The 1,154-nt window shown below is 55.5% G+C and carries 1 protein-coding gene; it reads left to right on the top strand.

Features of this window, described 5'->3' with window-relative positions:
- Positions 1 to 263: 263 nt before the first annotated feature.
- Positions 264 to 1,154, top strand: an 891-nt coding sequence (locus tag C2U68_RS20595) for an IS110 family transposase (RefSeq protein WP_140914350.1), incomplete at its 3' end; no start/stop codon positions are given.

Raw genomic sequence — 1,154 nt, 5'->3', positions numbered from 1 at the left:
CCACCCTTATATCTCGATTCTGACCGAAAAAAGAGGCAGAATCCCCGACTGATCATCGGGAGGGCGATGGAGAAGACGTGCCCACCCTGAGGCTTTAAAGCCTGCCTTGTAGATAGTTCTCTCCATCGCCCGCACTCACTTTAAAGTTCGAACGGTATTCTAAGGGCTTGGTTAACCTTGACCCTGTATGCATAAGGCTGAACTTTGCGAGTGTCCATTCTGATCCAGCGTTCGATTTTTGTTATTTCAGTTAGGTAGCGATCATGACTTCCATTATCATTGGCATCGATATTGCCAAGCTTAAATTCGACGTGGCCCGGCTCGCCGAAGGCAAATACAAGCATGCTAAGTTTGCCAACAATCCCGAGGGCTTTGCCGCGTTTGCCGTCTGGCTAGACGGCTTTGGCGACACCGACCCGCGTCTTTGCATGGAAGCCACTGGCGCTTACGGCCTACCCTTGGCAGAGTTTCTCGCCGACCGAGGCTACTTCGTCAGCGTGGTCAATCCTGCTCAAATTCATGCCTTCGGAAAAAGCGAACTCAGTCGCGCCAAAACCGATAAAGCCGATGCCAAGCTGATTGCCCGCTATGCCCTGCAAGCCGACCCGGTCGCCTGGAAACCACTACCCGCAAATCTGCGCCAGTTGCACGCCCTCACGCGTCGCTTAGAGCACTTGGGGGAAATGCAGCGCATGGAGCAGAACAGGTTGGAGACGGCTGACACCACCATCGTCCCTTCCATCAACACGGTGCTGGCGACATTGGCGGCCGAACTAAAGGCCACCCGTCAAGCCATCCAGGACCATATCGACAAGAATCCCGATCTCAAACAGCAAAGCGACCTGTTGACCTCCATTCCGGGGATCGGCCCCGCGACGACCGCCTATTTGCTCGTGGCTCTAAGCCCTCATCACGGCTACGTCAATGCCAAACAAATCGTGGCCCAAGCCGGACTCGCGCCCGCCATCCGTCAGTCAGGACAATGGCAAGGTAAAACCTGTATTGCCAAGACCGGTGACGCTCGGTTGCGCAAAGCGCTCTATCTACCCGCTTTGGTCGCCTGGCAACATAATCCAGCCATCCGCGTCCCATGCGAACGGCTCAAAGCCAACGGCAAAAACGGCAAGCTCATCGTCTGCGCCGCCATGCGTAAG

It is taken from the genome of Methylomonas koyamae (assembly GCF_006483455.1).
In the GTDB taxonomy this organism is placed as follows: domain Bacteria; phylum Pseudomonadota; class Gammaproteobacteria; order Methylococcales; family Methylomonadaceae; genus Methylomonas; species Methylomonas koyamae_B.
This window is presented reverse-complemented; position numbering and strand designations above follow the sequence as displayed.